This is a genomic window from Actinoplanes sp. NPDC051633 (assembly GCF_040681735.1).
Lineage (GTDB): Bacteria > Actinomycetota > Actinomycetes > Mycobacteriales > Micromonosporaceae > Actinoplanes.
The window spans coordinates 1-2,142 of sequence record NZ_JBFAZH010001258.1; the positions used below are offsets into that span (position 1 = coordinate 1).

Consider the following 2,142-nt stretch of genomic DNA (forward strand, 5'->3'; position numbering starts at 1 on the left):
AAGACCTTCGCCTTGCTGGAGGTGTCGTAGACGAACTTGAGGAACTCGGCGTCCGGCGAGGCCGCGATCGTGGCCTCGGTGCCCTTCACGATCGGCACGGAGCCCGAGTCGATCCACGCCTTGGTCTCGCCCTCGGCGAGCACGCCCTTCTGGAAGTAGAGCTTGGCCGTCTCCTTCTGCTCCGGCGTCGCCTTCGAGGAGATCGACAGGTACTGGCCGGGGTTGCCCACGGTGTCGCTCGGGTCGCCCTTGCCGCCCTCGACCGGCGGGAAGTTCATCCAGCCCAGGTTGCCACCCTTGACGAAGTCGCCGCCGTCGTTCTTCATGCTGCCGTAGGTCCAGCCGCCGTGCAGCATCATCGCGGCCTTGCCGGTGTAGAGCAGCGCCTGGTCGGCGTTGGAGTCCGCGGTGATCGACGAGAAGCCCTTGATGAAGCCCTTGGCGTTGACCAGCTCCTGCACCTTGGTGAGCGCGTCGATCGCCGCCGGGTTGCTCCACGAGTCCTTCTCGCCGGCGAAGATGGCGTCGAACACCTCGTTGCCACCGATCCGGTCGAAGAGGAACTCCAGCCACATCATGTTGGTCCACCGGGACTGACCGCCGAGGGAGAACGGCGCGATGCCCTTGGCGTTGAACTTCGGCACCAGGGCCATGATGTCCGCCCACGACTGCGGCGGCTGCGCGCCGACCTGGTCGAAGACCTTCTTGTTCCAGTACAGGACGATCGGCTGCACCGTCTCGCAGGGCATTGCGTAGATCTTGTCGTTGATCGTCGCCGCTCCGAACGAGGACGGGAACAGCCGGTCCTTGACCGCCGCGTTCTGGCTGAAGAAGTCGGTCAGGTCCTCGACCTGGCCGGCGTCCACATAGCTCTTCAGGCCGCCGCCGCCCCAGCCCCAGATGAGGGTGGGCGCCTGACCGGCGCCGATCGCCGTCTTGATCTTGGTCTTGTACGCGTCGTTCTGGAACCGCGTCTCGGTGATCTTGTTGTTCGGGTTGGCCTTGTTGAACTCCGCGACCGAGTTGGCGCGGATGCCCTCGCCCGGCTGGCCGGTGAGGAACCAGTAACTGGCGGCACCGGCGCCGGCGGCGCTACCGCCACCGGACGACGTGCCCGGCCCGGAGCTGCCGCAGGCCGCGAGCGCGGCCCCGGCCGACGTGCCTGCGGCGATGGTGAGCAGTGAGCGGCGGGACAGCCTCGAATCCACGATTGTCTCCATATGGGCCCAGGTCGCCAGCGCAACTTTCGATCGGCGACCGCAACTTAACGAGAGGATTTCGTTAACGTAGGATTTCGGAATTCAGCTGTCAAGGACTTGAAGTGGGCTTCCTTGCCGGTTCACAGTAAGCGGCATTGCCGATACTGCCTCCGAAACTTTCGGCGGCATGCACCGAGGAGTTGCATCGTGCCGAACCGCCCCTGGCAGGACGTCTCGCTCTCCGCCGAGGCCCGCGCCGACGCCCTGCTCGCCGCCATGACACTCGACGAGAAGGTGGCTCAGCTCGGCAGCCGCTGGCTCGGCAACGACGTGCGGGGCGAGGCCGAGGAGCCGGAGGCCGAGACCATCAAGGCCGAGATCAAGGCCGAGATCAAGGTCGCCCCGATGCAGGACGTCTTCGCCACCTCCGAAACGGTCCCGCTCGACGAGGCGAGCCGGCACGGGCTCGGCCACCTCACCCGGGTGTACGGGAGCACGCCGGTCACGCCCGCCGAGGGCGCCGCCGAGCTGGTCCGGCAGCAGCGGATCGTGGTCGAGTCGTCCCGCCTCGGCGTGCCGGCCCTGGTCCACGAGGAGTGCCTGACCGGGTTCACGGCGTACGGGGCGACGGTCTACCCGGCGGCGATCGCGTGGGGCGCCACCTTCGACCCCGAGCTGGTCGAGCGGATGGCCGCGGCGATCGGGCGGGACATGGCCACGCTGGGCATTCACCAGGGGCTGTCGCCCGTGCTGGACGTGGTGCGCGACTACCGCTGGGGCCGGGTCGAGGAGACGATCGGCGAGGACCCGCACCTGGTGGGGACGCTGGGCGCGGCGTACGTGCGCGGCCTGCAGAGCGCCGGGGTCATCGCCACGCTCAAGCACTTCGCCGGATACTCCGCCGCGCGCGCCGCCCGCAACCACGGCCCGGTGCCGATGGGCC

The 2,142-nt window shown here is 68.2% G+C and carries 2 protein-coding genes; one reads left to right on the forward strand and one right to left on the reverse strand.

Annotated elements, in window-relative coordinates:
- On the reverse strand, positions 1-1,208 hold a 1,208-nt coding region (locus tag AB0M20_RS39770), incomplete at its 3' end, for an extracellular solute-binding protein (protein ID WP_364306273.1).
- Between the two features lie 267 nt (positions 1,209-1,475).
- On the opposite strand from AB0M20_RS39770, the gene AB0M20_RS39775 reads away from it, so the two are divergent.
- On the forward strand, positions 1,476-2,142 hold a 667-nt coding region (locus AB0M20_RS39775; protein ID WP_364306275.1), incomplete at its 3' end, for a glycoside hydrolase family 3 N-terminal domain-containing protein.